This is a genomic window from Maribacter polysiphoniae (genome assembly GCF_003148665.1).
Taxonomy (GTDB): domain Bacteria; phylum Bacteroidota; class Bacteroidia; order Flavobacteriales; family Flavobacteriaceae; genus Maribacter_A; species Maribacter_A polysiphoniae.
Window position 1 is genome coordinate 1 of the sequence record NZ_QGGQ01000013.1, and the last position, 18,884, is coordinate 18,884.

The 18,884-nt window shown below is 36.1% G+C and carries 18 protein-coding genes; 1 reads left to right on the plus strand and 17 read right to left on the minus strand.

Annotated features, from left to right (window positions below; genetic code table 11):
• The first annotated feature begins 65 nt into the window (after positions 1–65).
• Positions 66–1,195, plus strand: a protein-coding gene (locus tag LX92_RS19315) for an IS3 family transposase (RefSeq protein ID WP_109654150.1) whose coding sequence is annotated in 2 segments (ribosomal slippage) — positions 66–327 and positions 327–1,195 — 1,131 coding nt in all. Because the reading frame shifts where the segments join, the coding sequence is not laid out codon by codon here.
• A 79-nt stretch (positions 1,196–1,274) separates the two neighbouring features.
• Here LX92_RS19315 and LX92_RS19320 read toward each other — a convergent pair.
• The 17 genes from LX92_RS19320 to LX92_RS19405 form a co-directional block, all read right to left on the minus strand.
• The gene (locus LX92_RS19320; RefSeq protein WP_109654152.1) at positions 1,275–2,513 is read right to left on the minus strand and encodes a GNAT family N-acetyltransferase; all 1,239 of its coding nucleotides are present in this window, start codon (positions 2,511–2,513) and stop codon (positions 1,275–1,277) included.
• Positions 2,510–3,577, minus strand: a complete 1,068-nt coding sequence (locus tag LX92_RS19325; RefSeq protein WP_109654154.1) for a GNAT family N-acetyltransferase — start codon at positions 3,575–3,577, stop codon at positions 2,510–2,512. Before LX92_RS19325 ends, LX92_RS19320 begins: the two co-directional genes overlap by 4 nt.
• Before the next feature lie 101 nt (positions 3,578–3,678).
• The gene (locus LX92_RS19330; RefSeq protein ID WP_109654155.1) at positions 3,679–4,335 is read right to left on the minus strand and encodes an acetyltransferase; all 657 of its coding nucleotides are present in this window, start codon (positions 4,333–4,335) and stop codon (positions 3,679–3,681) included.
• A gap of 132 nt (positions 4,336–4,467) precedes the next feature.
• On the minus strand, positions 4,468–4,683 hold the full coding sequence (locus LX92_RS19335; RefSeq protein ID WP_109654158.1) for a phosphopantetheine-binding protein: 216 nt from the start codon (positions 4,681–4,683) through the stop codon (positions 4,468–4,470).
• A 3-nt stretch (positions 4,684–4,686) separates the two neighbouring features.
• Complete coding sequence (locus LX92_RS19340; RefSeq protein WP_109654159.1) at positions 4,687–5,757, minus strand: 3-oxoacyl-ACP synthase III family protein; 1,071 nt, start codon at positions 5,755–5,757, stop codon at positions 4,687–4,689.
• On the minus strand, positions 5,754–5,987 hold the full coding sequence (locus LX92_RS19345) for an acyl carrier protein (RefSeq protein WP_109654161.1): 234 nt from the start codon (positions 5,985–5,987) through the stop codon (positions 5,754–5,756). Before LX92_RS19345 ends, LX92_RS19340 begins: the two co-directional genes overlap by 4 nt.
• A 50-nt stretch (positions 5,988–6,037) precedes the next feature.
• Positions 6,038–7,558, minus strand: coding sequence for an amino acid adenylation domain-containing protein (locus LX92_RS19350; RefSeq protein WP_109654164.1), 1,521 nt, complete (start codon positions 7,556–7,558; stop codon positions 6,038–6,040).
• A gap of 506 nt (positions 7,559–8,064) precedes the next feature.
• Positions 8,065–8,550, minus strand: coding sequence for a hypothetical protein (locus LX92_RS19355; RefSeq protein ID WP_109654166.1), 486 nt, complete (start codon positions 8,548–8,550; stop codon positions 8,065–8,067).
• 1,204 nt (positions 8,551–9,754) lie between these two features.
• On the minus strand, positions 9,755–10,786 hold the full coding sequence (locus LX92_RS19360) for a GNAT family N-acetyltransferase (protein WP_109654168.1): 1,032 nt from the start codon (positions 10,784–10,786) through the stop codon (positions 9,755–9,757).
• A gap of 254 nt (positions 10,787–11,040) precedes the next feature.
• Positions 11,041–11,646, minus strand: coding sequence for a sugar transferase (locus tag LX92_RS19365; protein ID WP_109654170.1), 606 nt, complete (start codon positions 11,644–11,646; stop codon positions 11,041–11,043).
• Between the two features lie 316 nt (positions 11,647–11,962).
• On the minus strand, positions 11,963–12,748 hold the full coding sequence (locus tag LX92_RS19375; protein ID WP_109654174.1) for a VOC family protein: 786 nt from the start codon (positions 12,746–12,748) through the stop codon (positions 11,963–11,965).
• Between the two features lie 341 nt (positions 12,749–13,089).
• The gene (locus LX92_RS19380; RefSeq protein ID WP_109654176.1) at positions 13,090–13,698 is read right to left on the minus strand and encodes a sugar transferase; all 609 of its coding nucleotides are present in this window, start codon (positions 13,696–13,698) and stop codon (positions 13,090–13,092) included.
• A gap of 201 nt (positions 13,699–13,899) precedes the next feature.
• Complete coding sequence (locus LX92_RS19385) at positions 13,900–15,114, minus strand: glycosyltransferase family 4 protein (RefSeq protein ID WP_109654178.1); 1,215 nt, start codon at positions 15,112–15,114, stop codon at positions 13,900–13,902.
• Positions 15,102–16,235, minus strand: coding sequence for a non-hydrolyzing UDP-N-acetylglucosamine 2-epimerase (wecB, locus tag LX92_RS19390; protein ID WP_109654181.1), 1,134 nt, complete (start codon positions 16,233–16,235; stop codon positions 15,102–15,104). The genes LX92_RS19385 and wecB overlap by 13 nt, the downstream gene beginning before the upstream one ends.
• A 26-nt stretch (positions 16,236–16,261) precedes the next feature.
• Positions 16,262–17,398, minus strand: coding sequence for a polysaccharide biosynthesis C-terminal domain-containing protein (locus LX92_RS19395; RefSeq protein ID WP_109654183.1), 1,137 nt, complete (start codon positions 17,396–17,398; stop codon positions 16,262–16,264).
• A gap of 51 nt (positions 17,399–17,449) precedes the next feature.
• Entirely contained in the window at positions 17,450–17,878 is a 429-nt protein-coding gene (locus LX92_RS19400) for a dTDP-6-deoxy-3,4-keto-hexulose isomerase (protein ID WP_109654185.1), read from the minus strand.
• Positions 17,879–18,883 (minus strand): polysaccharide biosynthesis protein, encoded by a 1,005-nt coding sequence (locus LX92_RS19405; RefSeq protein WP_109654187.1) that lies wholly within the window; start codon positions 18,881–18,883, stop codon positions 17,879–17,881. It abuts the gene before it with no gap.
• Position 18,884 lies beyond the last annotated feature (1 nt).

The window sequence follows — 18,884 nt, forward strand, 5'->3', positions numbered from 1 at the left end:
TGTAAGCTTCCCTTAAAACCGAACTGTTTAAAAGTAGAATAATAATCTTAATTTTAAACAGTATTATGAGGAAGAGTAGATTTTCACCCACGCAGATCGCGAAGATTTTAAAAGAGTTCGATAATGGCAAGACCGTTGCGGATATAACCCGTGAACACGGTGTGAGTTCGGCCGCTTTCTACAAGTGGCGTTCGAAGTACGCCGGAATGAGCGGCAAGGAGCTTAGGCGCATAAAGGAACTGGAAGAGGAGAACCGCAAGCTCAAGCAGATGTACGCCAACTTGGCTTTGGACCATCAAATGGCGAAGGAGATCATCGAAAAAAAGCTCTGAAGCCTTGCCGTAAGCGCATTATCGCCAAAGAACTTGTTCATTACGGTATCAGCAGGGCGTGCCGTGTCCTAAATATGAGCAAGAGCGTCTATTATTATAAACCTTTGCCGAAAGACGACACCGAAATAGAGGATGCTTTGCTGCAAAAGACCGAAGAACATTCGGAGGAAGGTTTTTGGAAGGCTTACGATCGTTTGCGCAATGAAGGGAAGCCATGGAACCATAAACGGGTCCATCGTATCTATAAGGCCCTTGGGCTGCCATTGAGAAGAAAGGTGAAGAAACGTTTGCCCGCAAGGGTGAAAGAGCCCTTAGAGGTACCTGATGGACTTAACCACACTTGGAGTATGGACTTTGTGACCGATGTCCTGGAAAACAAGAGACGCTTCAGGTCGTTCAACGTCATCGATGATTTTAATCGAGAAGCACTTCATATAGAAGTCGACTTTTCCTTGACCAGCAATCGCATTGTCTGGGTACTGAACCACCTTATCAATAAAAAAGGAAAGCCAAAGAGGATCCGCATGGACAACGGCCCGGAGTTCATAGCCCATATAACGAACGATTGGAGCCAGATGCACGGGATAGAGTTCAAATATATCCAACCGGGCAAGCCGACCCAAAATGCTTATGTGGAAAGGTTCAATGGAAGCTATAGACGTGGGGTGCTGAACAAATATATCTTTGAAAACCTAGACCAAGTAAGGGAACAGACACAGATCTGGATGAACGATTATAACCATCATAGGCCCCACGATGCCTTGGGTAAAATACCGCCCGTAAAATACGCGGAACTTAATTCTTTTGGGGCTAGCCCCAAAAGAATTAAAAACAATAACTTTAATGAAGTTTTAGAAAACTAAGCAGTTCTAATTAGGGGAAGCTTACAAAAAAAACTGTTGAAACGTTCAATTTTCAGAGAGATGGTCAAATTATGTAAGCTTATACCACTTCAACCATTACTTTATTATCAATACCTGAAAATAAAAACCGATTATCATGAGTAGAGGATCTAAATAGTTTTAGATTTCTTTGCGATTCGTTTTTCAGATATAAAAATTCGAAGACAATTGTTTTCAAAAATTCATTTTCAGCAGTACCGTAATTTATTTCAACAAAATCTTCGTTTTGATAATCTTCCGTAATTTCAAATAATGTATATCGAAATTTTTCGATAGTCTTGTCTGGTTTGTTTTTTAGTTTATAGGTTATTCTGTGAAGTTTTTCATTCACATTCTTATCTCTCAAAAATTGTTTGAATTTGAAGAATAATGCAATCGCCAAAGCAAGTACTTGGGCGATAAGGGATTTGGAATCATAAAGTATGTGATACTCAAAATCATATTTTTTTGAGCCCCATCTTACCTTGTAATCGAAATACCCTTTTGAAAAATCGAATATCTTTAGTTTTTGTTCAATGCACCATGCTATCAATTTCATTATAGTTACCGATCCCAAATGGAATTTTGAGTAGTCAATGTCAAAAACGGTGATGGCGTCAAAAAGAATTTCTTCAGAGAAGTAGCATAAGGTTACGCCAATAGGTAGGTTTCCATTATAAATAACAAAAAGGCCAGCTTTCTTTTCCAAAATCATCGGGTATGCTACTTCATGATAGAAATCCCACTCTTCTTTTTCTAAATTATTGTTCGTAACCTGTTTCTCATCGAATCTTTTGGTCAGTAACGCATTAAACGAGGCGAAAATAGATTCATACTCGTCCTTTGATATTTCACCATGGAACATTTTATAATTGATATCAAAGCACGATTCCAATTTTCTTTTATACTTATTAAGTTTATATCGGCTACTTTTTTTAAACGTACCCACCATATATTCATTTACATCCCTATATGATTCCAGATCAATCAAGAACCCTGGATATTGCTGTATTTGATATCTTTTAATCCTGTTTTTGGGCAATTCTGCTGTAGTGAAATATGTGGGGACATCATAGATCAATACAACTTTTCCGACTATTTCTTCGACATCCGAATTTTCAATGGTATAAGAAATTCCCTTGGTATGTGTTTTTCCATAATTTATATAAAGTGGCAAGAATTGATGCTTTTCAAAGAAAAGGGTTTTTAAGAAACCAAAACGGGTAGCAGAAACCGATGGACTAAAATGTTTTGACCAAATGGTTGAAAACGTATCTGAAGTAAACGGGTTACTTATCATAGATTAATCGCTTTAAGCTCATTTGAATTACATCGATAAAAAGGGAAATATTTTGTATAAGCTTTAAATCGCAAGGAAGAACTTTCCTGACCTATTACCTGAGTAACCAAATCGTCGTAAACCTTCTGATTCACCACATATTTCCATAATTCAAAGTCTTTGTAATCTTTAGAGAATTTAGATTTAAAATGAAATAGCGAATCTTCCTGACCACCGACCCCACCACCTAAATTCAGATATTTGTATCCTTCCTGTGTCGCCCTAATTCTCATTTCATCAATAATCAATTTGATCGCGTTCAAGGCCAGGTATTCTTCTTTCGCTCCAGAAAGGTGATATTGTACTATTTTGTTTTTTTTAATGAACATAGCTCCCCCAATGATCTTTTTGGACTCATCATGGGTTGCCAACAATATTTCTGTTTCAAAGTCTTTGGTTTTCAGTAAATCGACAAAATATTTCTTGGAGAAAAAGTATGATTTCTTTGCATTTACACGTTTCATGTTCTCATAATACATTTCAATGAAAATGTCTAGATCTTCCGGTCCCTCGGCTAACCGTAGACCACACTGTCTTCTTGCTTTATTGATATAGGTGCGCAATCTTTTGTCATAGGCTGATTTTTGGGTATCCAGATCTTTCGTGAGGTCAATATATATAACTTTCCCTGACATTGAAAGATCACCTAATCCTGTAAGTACGGAATTTTGATGTTCAACAAAAGGATTTAATCGGGAAAAAACCGAAATGATTTTTAATTCCTGGAATATCCTATTTAGCTCTTCTTTAAAAACCGAATTATCAAAATCAGTTGGGATATTCTTAATTGTGGGGCCTGAATAGCCATAAACAGAGGTTGCATCAAAGAAAGGAGTTCCCTCAATTTTGCGTAGTAATAATGGCAAAGATATCGTTTTATCGCTCTCTGAATATGTGATTAATACAGGTAACTCCTCTTTGTTTTTTGATAAATGATGATAGTCGTAGGTGTGATAGAAATCAGAATTTTTGGAAGATCTTATTAAAGGACACCAATCATTCTTTTTTTTAATAATTTTAATCATAGTGTACCTATGTAGCCTTTGAAGCTTAGCTCTTTTTGTAACCTGACCCGAACTAGGGAAAAGGCCACAGCTTCTCTTGAATGGCTATTAAATTGTAAACATTAATTAACTTTCGGAATGGCCATCACCTTTTCTTTAAACCTATAGAAAACCGTAGTGTCATCTTTTACATTTTTGTCAACGATCATACCTGCTTGGATAAGATTATTGTTACCCACCTCAATACCTGGAATTACCAATGATCTTAGACCAAAATAGTTGTTATTTCCTACTTTGACAGATCCAGCAACGCCTGCAACGGAAAAAAAGTTGTTGTCCCCCACCACACAATCATGACTGATAAAACAATACGATGTAAGAAAATTATAATTACCAATGGTCGCATGTTTCTCGAGAATACAGAATGGAAAAACTATATTACCCTCACCTATATCAAGGTCTTCCGGCATAACTACACTGTGATGGATGAAACTTCCGATTTTTACTTTTTTATCCAATAGTGTTTTGATTATCTTCTCTCGAATACCAATATCCATTATTGCAATCAAGACCTCTTCATCTTCCTTGGGGGTAAATGAATCAATATTACTTAAAAGTGGTGCTTTGTAATTATATTTTTCCCATTTCTCTTTCGAGTCATCAATATATCCAACTATTTTGATTTGTTGATCGACTCCTACTTTTGAATTATGATCTTCAATATAAAAAGTTACTTCAGCGCCTGCTCCACCTGCTCCTAGAATAATAACGTTTCTCATAATTTTTTTTTTAGTTGTACCGTTAGTTAAGCACAAGTATATATGTATTTATTGAAATACAAGTATTTACGTAATTTTTAATTTAACTAAAATCTAGTATAAAGCGATCGATGCTATATTCGTTCACTTAGATTACATTTTACTTTCAATTAGCTCCTTCAGCTCCAAAATGGTACCTGAGCCCTCAATTTCCCCTGCTGACAAGGCAACGCCGTATTCCGCATCGCAAATCGCGATAATCGATAATATGGTCAATGAATCCCAAGCCTCGAACGATTCAAGCTCATCGCTAAGTTCTACGGTTTCTTCTTCAAGGATTTCAGCAATCGATTCTATAAAATTTTCCATAGTTTAATTATCGTAATCAATAGTTTCACAAAAATCCAAATTGCCCATTTCCAAAAGAAATGACGCCCAACCCAACCCGGCTCCAAACCCGGCTAAACAAATTAAATATGAATTCGTCAATAGTTTTTCTCCTAAATTGTACGTAATCGTGGTTGGAATGGAAACACCACTGGCGTTGCCAAAATTCTCGACAATATTGTTCGGCATTTTAGTATAAGGCACTCCCATTTTATCAGCAAGCTTTTTCAACATAAATTTATTGGGCTGATGAAACATATAATAATCTACTTCGTCCTTGTTCTTACTTGCCTTATCCAGTAAGTTCTCGATCATGGGAGGAACTTCTTTTTGAACAAAAGTAAAAATGTCATCTCCTTTCATTACTAAATGATCCAAAGACCTTGAATTTCCACTTTTGTCGGTTTTTAGTTCTGCTGTCTCTGGCGTGGATGGCATCTTAAAACCGCCTGCTGGAATTATCAGGGATTCAGCACCTTTTCCATCAACATTTACGGTGCCATATATGACATTGTTAGAGGGGTTGTTTTCAACAATGGTGATGGCCGCGGCATCACCGGTAATTGGCCTGCTACCCCGATCCTTAACAGAAACTTTACGGCTCATGATGTCGGCATTTAATACAACCACTTTGTTCACCTCATCCTGTTCCAATAGCATAAATGCCTGGTTTAATCCGACGGGATATCCTGAACAGGCTTGATTGATGTCCAGACAGATCATATCCCGTTTTAGATCCAGCTTGCCTTGGATGATATGACTGGTTGCTGGCACAAAATGATCAGGGGATTGTGTTACTAAGACCATGGCATCAACATCTTCCTTTTTTAAAAGATTGTTGTCAAAAAGATAATTCAAGCCGTAAATGCATAAATCCGACACCGTTGTCCCTTCTTTAACCACTCTACGTTTACCATAACCCATAATCAACTTGAGCTTCATGGATTGACCTCTTGAGAAGTCATAATTATCTATTTCGTCGTCAAAGTTTACCTCGTTTTCAGGTAAAACAGTTAGGATCCCCGTAATTTTTTTATTGTGAAATTTTAGGTTCATTCCGTAACACCATTATTAATTAGTAATCGATATATACTATCGACATTTGAGAAATTTTCTGGTAAAATTTCTGTTCCATCAATTGATATTCCATATTCTTCGTCTAGCGAAGCTACTAAACTTACAATATCAAACGAATCCAGCATACCTTCTTCTATAAAATTATTGGATGCGGCAAAGTCGAACTCAGGTCTAATTTCCGTTAAAAAGTCTATTATTTTTTTCTTCAAAATAAATTAAATATAATTGATTAATAAAGCTACCATTCTTTTGACAACTTTTATGTATTATTGATTTTTTTGTTTAATAAAGCCCTGTCTATTTTCCCAGTTGTTGATTTAGGTAAAATGTCCATTTTAATATATCTGGTCGGAATCATATGTTTAGACAATACATTCGATAATCTTGATCTGAAATCCTTAACGGATATTTCATTTTCAGACTCGTAGATTAAAACAATTTCATTCTTCGCTTTGTCAAAAAATACGCCTGCATTTATGGTGTCAAAAACACTTAAAATGTAATGTTCTATTTCACCTAAATCAATTCTATAACCAGATAGTTTTATTTGAAAATCCTTTCTACCTATGTAAATATATTCACCTTTTTCATTTAGTAAGGCAATATCACCGGTTCTGTATATTCTTTCAGGAACTGATTTGTTCAATGGGTTTTGAACAAAAACAGCGTTCGTTTTTTCTAAATTATTCCAATAACCAAGTGCAAGTGAAGATCCCCTAACACATAGCTCACCTTTCTCTCCAACCTTACAAAGTTCATCCTTTTCATTCAAGACTATAATGTCGGTATTTCTACATGGCTTACCAATAGGTAGGGATTCATTTTCATTGAAGGTTTCATCAACAATATGGCAAACACATGTTCCTGTTATTTCAGTAGGACCATACATATTTCCATAAACGACATTTTTATCTAAATTCTTTATCCAATAACCCAAGTGTTTGGGGGGCATTACCTCACCACCAAATAACACCTTTTTTACCGTTGGGATTTTAATCGAACCAAGAAGCTTAAGATTTGCGATATTCACCAAAACCGATGGAACCCAAAATATAAAATTAATATTATTCTCATTTATATAATCCAACAGGGTAGCGGGAAACATGAACTTCTGCTCAGGAATAATAAAAAGTGTTGCCCCTTTAAAAATCATTAGATAGATATCTAATGTGGACATGTCAAATATGAAAGGGGTCTGATTACCAATTTTTTCTTTTTCAGTAATATCAAAAGTGTCAGCTACCCAATTTATATAATCGATAATGGATAAATGTGAAATAACCACTCCTTTTGGTACACCCGTAGAGCCAGAGGTATGCAATATATATGCGGGGTCAGTATCTATGCATTTTAGATAATTAAAACTTTCGTCAACATCCTCCTCTTGATCTAATTCATCAAGGTTGATCACCTCAATATCTAAATCGCATTTTTTTATATTCGCAATGAACCTATCATTGGTTATAATGCATGACGGGTTTAATGCTTTTAAGATTGCTTGAATCCTTGGGATGGGATTTTTCGTATCTAATGGCGTATAGCAATTACCACTGTACATCGTACCTAAGAATGAAGCAATGGCATCATTGGTTTTAGGTAAATAAATAGCAACAGGACTATTTATTGAACTGTTGATTTTGGTTATTTGGGTTGCAATAAGTTTTGCTTTACATCTTAACTCGTTAAAAGTCAATTGGGAGGTACCGTCGACAAGTGCTAATTTATCAGGAAATGAATCAACAGTATTTTCAAAATATTCAATTAAATTAATCTTTATCATAGTAGCACATTAAATACAAATAATATTTCAAACGTTAATGGGTTAATTTTCATATAATTCAACGGAATATTTACTTCTATCGTATGTTCTTTGGATTCATTTCCATCAATTAATCTATATTTTCAATAAGTTAAAGGATTAAGAAACCCATCCTTTAATTGTTTCGGCATTAGGTAGAATATCATTAAATTCCCCTATTCGTGGTTGAACAAAATCGATCCTTTCTTTGATGAAATCAATATATCTATATAACAAGAATAGATAGAATATGTTTGAAATTAATAATTATACAAAAACACCCAATTTGAATGTTCTTGTATAATTAAGAGACTGTTTTGAAATTTACCGGTTTTTTTCTTGTAGCCTTTTTTGCGGACAATTCCGTTAAAATTTTAAACCGTAGCTATGCTATGCCTGTAAATTTCACCTTTTCTGCATCGAAAAAAGGCTATTGGATTTCTTACGAGAAATTTCAAGACAGTCTCTGATAAAATCTATAAAAGTACTTATTTACTATACTGTAAATACTTTTCCGGGATAGGGAATTCTGGTGTTGCACGTTGCCAATACATACTAAGAATCCACCATCTCTCTTTATAGTAAGCTAATTGAATGCTGTGTACATTTTTGACATAAGACTTGCCAGCTTCCATATCTTCAAGGCTATGAAAAGATTCGCAAGTACTTATGCAATGGGCAATATTGCCATACCTTTCTTCAACTCTACCTATTTCCCTCTCATAAAAGCCAGAAGTTCGTTTGGTTTCCATCCAATGTCCAATCCTACTTATGTATTCGTCAGGTGATAAAAACTGAGGTCTTAAATTACCATTCGCATCATTTTCATAACTGATTAATTTTCCATCAGGATGAAATAAAAACCGATAGAATTCCCAATCACGGGCTTCTCCTGGTTCACCACCTATACAAGCATAGGAGGTTTTAATAATATCATCCATGGTCTGAACACTTTTTAAATACTCTTCTTTCATAAAAGTTTTCTTAGTTAATGTTAAAATTGTTTTAAATTGTAAATGTAATTAATAAAGTAGAATAATCTACCTATAAGGTTTATTGCTATTCTCTAAAATTAAGCGCGTTTTGAATATTCATGATACATTGCTGAATTTTGTTGTCTAAATCAATATTAGGTCTGTTTTTTATACTTTATATAAATTTCTAATTCTTGACAAAACAACAATTTCTTATTGACAGGACACATTTTTTCAGGCAAAACCCCTAAAACAATCGACAAGCCTCCTATAATCCTAAAAGATTAAATCACTTCATAGTTTAAGTATTGAGAATAAGATACAGGTTCTTATGCAATTGCATCCTTTTTTTTGTTTTTTTTCAATCAATAAGAACCCATTATACGTATCAATCTCAAAAGTCGTATGAAAATTGGAAAAAGAAAGAATAAACTATCCCGGAGTTCGTGTTCTGATCTTTTTTTGCATTGCCCCAAATGCACGGCATTCATGAATACCTTTAAAAAACAATAGACATGCCCATGAATAAAAAACGAACGAAAAAATGCCAGGCTGAAATTCTTTTTAAAATCGGCCTGTCATTCCGAATGAGGCACGAATAGGAATCGCACTGGAATATGGTTATGTGATTTTCCCTCACTCGTTCCTCCCTCCATCGAAATGACATGGTCTTATGTGATATGGTCTTATGTGATATGGTCGTCCTCTTTAGTAACACCTTGATTTGCTACTAAAATAGCTATGCCTTGGCTCATTTGCCCAGAATTCAACTGCTCACTAAAACCGTGGTGTACGATACTTTTTTTAAGGTCTATTTCTTTTTTGTATCGCCCAAAAAAGAACCAGGACCGAACAACCAAGGTACAGTGTACCTTGGTTTGGAGGGGCCAGCTGTAGCCATGGCTAGTAGACTAACATTATCCATGATATATAAACTGTAATGCCACAGCGCCCAGGCCGCTTTCACTTACGTGAAATGCTCTTTGGACGCCTTCCTTTCACCATCTTATGGAAATACTTTGGTTTGCTATGAAAATAAAAATAGGCCGTAAAACCTATCGACTAGCTTTTCGAACCAAATGGGGACATTGATTTGCAATGAACTGTCCGAAACTTGATATGGAATATTCAGGGGCGATCTCCTTCTATAGTGCAGCTGTTTGGGCCGTTAGAATTGTTTTTTTACAGTTTTGTCAAAGTTTTATTATTGGTTAACACGATAACGGGGAAAATACTGCAATGTTTCATCGGAATAATGAATATCATTTCGCTGTTGAACCAAATCTTCGTAGATAGTTGGATTTACTTTATATTTCCAAACTTTGAATGGTAATGTATATTTGGAAAACCCTGATTTAAAATAGAATAATGAATCTTCCTTAGCACCAACACCACCGCCAAGATTCAAATAACTGTAGTGCTCCTGCTTTCCTCTAATCCGCATTTCATCTATGAGTAATTTAATAGGATTTAAATCGAGATATCGTTGACTGGCTCCGGAAAGATGATATTGGATTATCTTATTTTTCTTTATGAACATGGCCCCTCCGGCAACATCACCGGTCTTTATGCTAATGGCGAGTAATACCTCAGTCTCGAAATCTGAACTGTTGATTAAATCCAGGAAATACTTTTTGTCAAAGAAGTACGCCTTGTTGGCTTTTACCCGCCTCATATTTTCATAGTACAATTCAATAAACGAATCCAAATCAGCAGGTATATCGGCATTTTTTATTTTGTAAATAGTTCTGGATTTGTTGATATAAGTCCTAAGTCTCCTGTTATAGAGTTTCCATTGCTTATCAATTGTTTCATCCAGGTCTATATAGACCACGCTCCCGAGCGATTCCGTATTGCCCAGTTTAAGCAAACAACTTTCTTGGTATGGTATAAATGCGTTTAATCTGGAAAAGACTGAAATAATTTTTTGTTCTTTAAAACACTGATTCAATTCTTTTTGAAATAAATTGATGTTAAAATCAGAGGGTGTGTCATTGGTAATGGGGCCGGGATACCCATAAACTGAAGTAGCATCTTTATATATCGAAAGATGTATCTTTCTGAATAGCAAGGGTAAAACAATAGATTTGCCATTTTCGGAATAGTGGATTAAAACAGGTTCCTCTCCATTAGCCTTGGCTGCGTGATGGTAGTCGTAGGTATGGTAAAAATCAGCGAAATCGCATTTTTTTACTAGATTGTCCCAAATTTCCTTCTCCCTTATGATTTCAATCATAAAATTGATCTAAGCTTTGTTAAGATTTGGCTGCAAAAATAATTAAGTTGATTTTGATCGCATGCATGTCTATTGTAGCACCTATTCAAAAGATATGTACCGTAGTGGTAGTACTATTATCACAAATATCGTGGTTTAAGCGTATTATATCATAATATTTCGTTAAAAACGCTTAATCTATCGCTAATAAACAAATATTACATGAACAAATAATGTCAATTATAAGCTTTGACCTTACGTAGACCAATATTTTTTTAGGAGTTTCCTTTCCATGGTTCAAAGATATCGTGTTCACTGGAGGCAATTCCGTCTCGCTTGAATACTTTATAAATGGTTTTCAACAGAATTTTTACGTCGGTACCAAAACTCAGATGATCAACATACCACACATCATAGATCCATTTTTCTTCCCAGGTTATGGCATTTCGTCCATTTACCTGCGCCCAGCCAGTGATACCCGGCTTTACCAAATGTCTCCTGGCCTGTTCTTCATTGTACAATGGAAGATAATTATCCAACATTGGTCTAGGTCCTACGATTGACATATCCCCTTTTAAAACATTGATTAATTGAAGCAGTTCATCCAAGGAGTAATTTCGAACAAATCCACCAATTTTCGTAATACGTTCAGCTTGATTACGCGTTTCACCACCCTTGTCTTTCGGATCTTTCATGGTCTTGAACTTGATGATGGTAAAATATTCGGCATTTTTCCCAGGCCTTTTTTGAAGGAAAAATGGTTTTCCGTTATTGGCAAACAGTAGTAATATGGTCAATATGATGATGAGCGGTGATAATAGGAGCAATGCTGTAAATGATATGGTTAAATCGAGAATTCTTTTAAAAAACCTTTTATACATTGTATTCTATTTTAGATGTTCCTTTATTTAAAGCTCCACGAGAATATCATCCAAGATATGCAGATACCTTGAAAATCACTATTTTAAAAGGCAAAGAAAATAAAATCGTTTTTTTTCTGGCTAAACTATGTCCATTATTAGCGCAACGACAATTTATTAAGATGAATGAGATTTTACTCGTGTTAATTTCCTATAAGTGATATTTATTTTTAATAATCCATTAATTCAGGAATTGTCCGTCATTCATTTTGTTTGTGGTGATTTTTGAAATTTACGGACGGATTCTGAATGCAAAAATTCAAAATGCAATCGGGGATTAAAGCCAAATACCTTCTGGAATTGGTTTTTCCTCCACTATTTCAATCAGCATATGATCAGGTCCTCGAACATAAAAACTTTTTAGTCCATGAATTGGATCTATTTTAATATCGTGCACAATTTCTACACCTGCCGATTTCATTTGTCTAAAAACGGGGTCGATATTTGCGAAGGAAAATCCGATATGATCGAATGCGGTACCATCTGTAGGTTTGAATTCGGCAGGAAACCAAGATCTTTCTTCAACGGGCCTACCATTCACCATGATATTAATATTGTCTACGTGTAGCTTGTTCCATTTAAATAATCCGTTACCCCATGGTTGTGCACTTTCATGTTCTGGGAGCAAGCCAAGGTGCAATTTGAACCAATCCATGGTCTCATCAACATCAGAAGCCAAAAGGTGTATGTGCTCAAAAGTATGGTTCTTGTTTCCGGTAAAGACCTCAACAACCTCATTGTTGGGGCCCAAAAAGTACATCCAATGGCCATCGCCAAGTGGGTTAATGGGAGTATGTACGGCTATCCCTTCTTTAACTCGCCAGTCGAACTCAGATTGACCATCCACACCCGACCAGCCAATATGCCATAGACAGGAACCAATGTGGGTTTCAGGGGATTCTACGACCTGATCGAGTAACAAAAAGGATTTCTCGGTAAAAAGAGCATCTGTCTTACCTCGGTACTTCACCTTTTTGGCCCCAAAGTATTTTTGATAGTAGGCAATAGTCGTATCAGGATCCGTTACATTAAGGTGCACGTGGTGGAAGTTTGCTTTATCCATAGTTGTTTTGTATAAAGAGGTTTACAAATAAATCGGATTATTAATATAGTGATTATTGTAAAACCTTTGGGAATTCATTTTTTTGAAAACTTTCCATAGTTTCTACCTCCTTTAATCTACATTTTGGTAGGGTATGGCCCTTAAAATATTACATCGGCCCTTTCTTACTATTCGCTGTAAGACATTCTAGTCAATAACCAATGGGTGTAGTAATAATATCCATTTAATGGATTTAGGTCGTACGATGGGATAAAGCTTTGTGAGCCATGATGTACGGCTCCGATTGTGCTTTGTCAAATTGATTGTCAGAGACCTTTGACAATACCTTAAACTTGGTTTATTTAAGAGTTACCAGTCCATGCCGCCCAAGCATCTCCTTCCTCTTCGGTATAAATATCGGCTCGTTTCAATACTTTTTGGATGGTCTTCAACAAGATTTTCACATCGGTACTAAAACTTATATGGTCAACATACCACACATCAAGTTCAAATTTTTCTTTCCATGATAGGTTATTACGCCCATTTACTTGGGCCCAGCCCGTGATACCTGGCTTTACCAAATGCCTCCTGGCTTGTTCTTCATTGTATAAGGGAAGATAGATGATCAAGAGCGGACGAGGTCCTACGATAGACATGTCCCCTTTTAAGACATTGATTAACTGAAGTAGTTCATCCAGAGAATTATTTCGGATAAATTCACCAATTTTTGTAACGCGCTGCGCTTGATCGAGTAATTCACTATCCTGATCTTTGGGATCTTTCATGGTCTTGAACTTGATGATAGTGAATATTTCGGCATTTTTCCCTGGTCTTTTTTGCAGGAAAAAGGGTTTTCCGTTATTGGCGAACAGCAGTAAAATGATCAAAATGATGATGAGTGGTGATAATAGGAGCAATGCTATTACTGAGAGTATTATATCGATAATTCTTTTAAAAAAGTTGGTATACATTGTAATCTATTTATTAGGTGTTCCTTTTTTTTATAGTGCCCCAGCCATATCTTCCATTATATTTCGAGAGTTATAAAGCTACTTATTCATAACGCAAAGAAATACAAAAAACCTTTTCTGCCCTTACCAAATTAAAAATTGGTTTAACGGCAATTTTTTTGATGAACCAAGTTGTATCTGATTATTTCCCTGAATTTTCTTTCAATTTAAGGTGGCGATAGCCTTAATAATTGTAGTATAAGCTTTGTTAGGTTGTAAGTTTGCCTTCATATATTCATAACCATTTTTACCAAGTTGTTCCCTAAGTTCTTTACTTTCATATAGCTTAACTAATTTTTCTTTTAACTCCTGTTTATTACCTGCCTCAGCCCATAATCCAGAATTGGTTTCCTCCAACATTTTTCCGAAATCCGTTTGAAGGTCTAAGGAGGCTAGCACAGGCTTTTTTGCCCCATAATAGGACAATACCTTTGACGGAAAATTGGGAATGGTAAAATCCTCACTTAGCGAAATCAAACCAATATCAGCTGCTCTTAACAGTTGGTAATAATCTCTCTTGGGAATTGAATTTTTGAAAATCATGTTTGTCATTTTATTGGTTTTCACCATGTTGGCTATTTTTCCCTTTTCGGTACCATTACCAATAATATAAAAAACCAAATCTTGAATTTCAGAACAGGATTTTGCCAATTCCACTATGTTTTCCAACTTTTGGGGCCTACCAATATTTCCACCAAAAATGACTATAAACTTATCACTTAGCCCATACTTTGATTTTATTGACCCAACATCCCCATTAACATCAAAATTAGGTAGACGTTCCCAATTTGGAAGTAGATGAAGCTTGTTCATGTCTAAATAAGGATTATGCTTTTTTACATACTCTACATTTGCTGGGGACATGCATCCTATACTATCAGATTTCTCATATAATTTGATTTCCTTTTTTCTGAAATAGGAATGAATTAACCCATTTGTCTTCATCATTTTAAGATCCACTGCATTTTGCGGAAAAATGTCCCTTAAAATTAAATAAAGCTTTCCTTGTGATTTTTTCTTTATCCATAATCCAACATCAATCAAGGTTATTGGCGGGGTAGGCAAAAGTATCAAGTCAAAATCAAGCGGAATCTTATTCTTTTTCAGTACATTTTTATATTGATATGGTAGCATTAGATTGGCTATTCCTTTTTGCAATAGTCCAACATTGAATAATTTATTGGTCTTCACCCTAAGTACCTTTACACCGGCTTCTATTCTGAGGCCAATTTTGGATTCGTCCAAGGCCGGAGCCAGCACCAATATATCATGGCCTTTATGGTGAAATTCCTGTACCAAATCTGTCCAAAGAGTATTACCCTTTTCAGCATTACTGAATTGCAATGCAAGAAATATTATCTTTTTTACTTCGACCATACTACTCTGTTAATATAATCAACATAAGAGATAATAATTCGAACTACTTTTTCACTCACATTGGGCATTGAGTAATCACTGACCGGCCTAAAATTCCGATTCGGATTTCTTTGCTGTACTTCTAAAGCGGTTAACGCTTGTAATATCCGCTCTGGATTCATACCAACCATCATTACGGAGGCCTCTTCCATGGCTTCCGGGCGTTCATGTGCCTCTCTAATATTCAAGGCCCTAAAATTTAGAATTGAGGATTCTTCCGAGATTGTACCACTATCAGATAATACTGCAAACGAATTATATTGTAATGCATTATAGTCAGAAAAACCTAAGGGTTTTAAAAATTGAATATTTTTATGTGCTTTGATTTTTTTGGCATCCAACATGTTTCTTGTTCGTGGATGCGTTGAAACAATTACTGGGTAATCATACTTTTCGGCAATCTGGTTCATGGAAGAAATAAGTCCCTCAAAGTTTTTAGGATTGCTTATGTTTTCTTCCCTATGGGAAGAAACAACGAAAAATTTTCCTTTCTTTAGGTTTAGTTTTTCAAGGACCTCGGAAGCTTCGATTTTTTGTTTGAATTTGTACAGAACTTCGAACATAGGGCTTCCGGTCTTGATGATACGATCAGCAGGCAAACCTTCCCTTAAAAGATATTCACGGGCGATATCGCTATAGGTAAGATTAACATCGGCCACGTGGTCCACTATTTTTCTGTTGGTTTCCTCAGGTACACGTTGGTCAAAGCATCTATTCCCAGCTTCCATATGAAAAACAGGAATTTTTCGTTTTTTCGCAGGAATGGCACATAAGCAAGAATTGGTATCTCCTAAAACCAAGAAGGCATCGGGATTTATCTCCTCTAATACAGGATCAATTTTAATTAAAATATTTCCAACCGTTTCCGTGGCATTTTTACCAGCTGCGTTTAGAAAATAATCCGGCTTACGAATGCCAAGATCGTCAAAGAATATTTCATTAAGTTCGTAGTCGTAGTTTTGTCCTGTGTGCACCAAAGTATGGTCAATGGCATCATTGGCATCCAATGCGTTCAATACACAAGCAAGACGAATTATCTCGGGTCGGGTGCCTACTACAGTTAATACTTTTAGTTTTTTCAATGTAATGCTATTATGATTGGTTAAATTTAAACATCTTCAAAATAGGTGTCTGCATCTTCAGGGTCATAGGGTTCATTTATCCAAAATAAAGTGATCAATTCCTTATCCCCGATATTCTTAATGTTATGCGTATGCCAAATGGGCATATCAACATATGCCGGTTTCTTACCATCCAAATAGTAATCTATCACTTTATCAGTACCTATTTTCCGTAACTGGATTAACGCCTTACCACTGATTACTGCAAAACGTTCTGCTTTTCTTGTGTGAAAATGGTTGCCTCTTGTTATTCCAGGGACTGTTGTGGAGTACGAAAATTGCCCACTGGTTTGAGTACGTGCAATTTCTACAAAACTTCCACGGTTATCGGTATGCTTGGTGTATTTAACAGGGTAATGGCTTTCGGGTACATAACATCGGAAAGTGTTGAACAATGCTTTTTCAAAGGTATCCTCCAAGTTGGGAAAGACTCCATTCTCCATGTAGTTTTTCTTATAACCAAACAATAGGGACAGGATTTCCGAAACCTTCTTCGTGTAGGTTGGGGCAATATCTACCTTATAGCTGTTTATGCCAATCTCGGTTGCATTCGCCTTATGATGCATCACAGCTATAAAAACCTGGACCAATTCATTGATGTATATGAGGCCTACCTCACCATCATTGATAATGGTCGGTTCTTCATTACGGGCCACTTTATGGCAAAATGTAGCTACCACCGAATTATAATTTGGCTTTCCGAAAGGACCAAAGACATTGGGAATCGTCAATGAAGAGAATTCCCCTCCATTTTTGGCAGCCCAATCCATAAATAATTGTTTTCCTTCCTTCTTGGACTTTCCATATAGATTGTCACGTTCTTCCTGAGAGGAAGAAGAAAATAAAATGTGGGGCCGGACATCCCGAGTCGTGCAGGCCTGCAGTAGTTTAGAAACTAATTCCAAGTTGGTGTCGTATATGACTTGAGGGTTTTCATGCCTGTTCATTGCAGCGAGGTGCACAATTATATCGCATTGTGCCACAAAATTTTCCAATTGTCCACTTTCAGTGAAGAAAGATCTTTCAAATGGGATAAGGACCACGGAGTCGTCCAATGAAAGGGTAGTGTAGAGGTGGTTACCCACAAAACCAGCTTGTCCGGTTATACCGATTTTTTTCTTCATCTAAGCTTGATATTTCTAATTTGCAACAAAGAACAACAATTTAATTTGCAATTACCATTTAGTATCCCATTTTTCGATAGGGTAACGAAAATCATCGTTTTTAGATTCATCTAAGCTGAAATTCGAAAACACTTGTAATGCGGAATTTTCCTCAATAGCCTTGAATCCTGTTGCATAACCGCCAGATATTTCCAATACCATGGGATTTTTAGCCGCTAAGACAAATCTTTTGATTTTTAATAGGGGTGAGGGATGCTCGAAATTATCCACTTGTACTAGATGTACTGCGAAAGACCCTGTATGGCAGTAAAACCATTTCATCTCTTTTTTATGGGCTTGCCAAGCTCTAATGGTATTAACATTGCTAGGTCTAATTTCGTAGAAACGAACAATCGACGCCATATCAAATGCGTTGAAAAAGTCAAGTTTGCCACGTGCATCTGTAAAATTAGTCCCTTGTATTAGCTTGTGGTAAACCATTTAAAGATTTTCTTTAATATAATCAAGATTTAAAAGGGTTTGTTTTAATTCTTCATTAGTAAGTTGTATGGTATTATGGGAGTGGTAATCTTCAATGACACTGGTTTTAGTCTTACCTTCAGAGAAATAACGGCTGTAATTCAAATCCCTATTATCTGCAGGAATCCTATAGAATTCCCCCATATCCTCGGCTTTTTGCATTTCTTCACGGGTACATAGGGTTTCGTAAAGTTTCTCACCATGTCTTGTGCCAATGACCTTGATTTCGTTATCCGCTTTAAAAATACTTTTTATTGCATCTGCCAAGTCTCCAATGGTACTGGCAGGAGCTTTGTTGACAAAGAGATCCCCTTGGTTCCCATGCTTAAAGGCAAAAAGTACCAAATCCACGGCATCTTCCAAAGACATTAAAAAGCGCGTCATATTTGGATCTGTAACAGTAAGTGGTAGTTTTTCTTCTATTTGCTTTACAAATAAAGGAATCACAGATCCTCTAGAAGCCATGACGTTGCCGTATCGGGTTAAACAAACAATAGTATTGTCATCCTGAATATTCCGTGAAGCGGCTACCGCCACTTTTTCCATTAAGGCCTTGCTTATACCCATGGCATTGATGGGGTAAGCGGCTTTGTCCGTACTTAAACAAATAATCCGTTTTACTCCATTAGCAACAGCTGCATCAATGGTATTTTGGGTACCAAAGACATTGGTTTTAGCTGCTTCTATGGGAAAAAACTCACAAGAAGGAACTTGTTTTAATGCAGCAGCATGAAATACATAATCTACCCCGCGCATGGCTTTTGCAATGCTATCGTAATCCCTAACATCACCTATGTAAAACTTTACCTTATCATTTTTGAGTTGGTTACGCATATCGTCTTGCTTTTTTTCATCTCGAGAAAAAATGCGAATTTGCTTAATATTGGTTTCTAAGAACCGATTTAACACCGCGTTCCCAAAAGAACCAGTGCCGCCGGTTATTAATAATGTTTTGCCTTTGAACATG